Here is a 319-nt window from a genome sequence, read left to right as displayed (position 1 = left end):
GTCCAACCTGATATAAGGAACAAGATTCTAGAAGAAGATGGAACTTATACCCTGCTTATTCTCGAAGCTTACCCGCAAGATTCTGGTAAATACGAGTGCGTTGCAATTAACAGCGCTGGAGAAGCCAGATGTGATGCTGAATGTGTTGTAAGCCTTCCAGCTACCAAGGACAAGCCTAAACCTCAAACGAAAGCAGCAAATGCCCCCCCCGAGATTATCGAACCTTTAAAGGACAAAATTGTCGCTGAAGGACAGGCTATTGAGTTCAGTTGTAAGATCGTTGGGAAACCTCTTCCAACAGTACAGTGGTACAAGGGTG

1 protein-coding gene is annotated in these 319 nt (G+C 45.1%); it reads left to right on the top strand.

Annotation, left to right across the window (positions count from 1 at the left end; all coding sequences use genetic code 11):
• Nucleotides 1–319, top strand: a 319-nt coding sequence (locus tag F0L68_RS46240; protein ID WP_149855495.1) for an immunoglobulin domain-containing protein, incomplete at both ends; no start/stop codon positions are given.

Origin of the sequence: Solihabitans fulvus (assembly GCF_008386585.1) — a bacterium.
Lineage (GTDB): Bacteria > Actinomycetota > Actinomycetes > Mycobacteriales > Pseudonocardiaceae > Solihabitans > Solihabitans fulvus.
The sequence above is the reverse complement of the archived record's forward strand: the minus strand, read 5'-3'. Positions and strand labels throughout refer to the sequence as shown.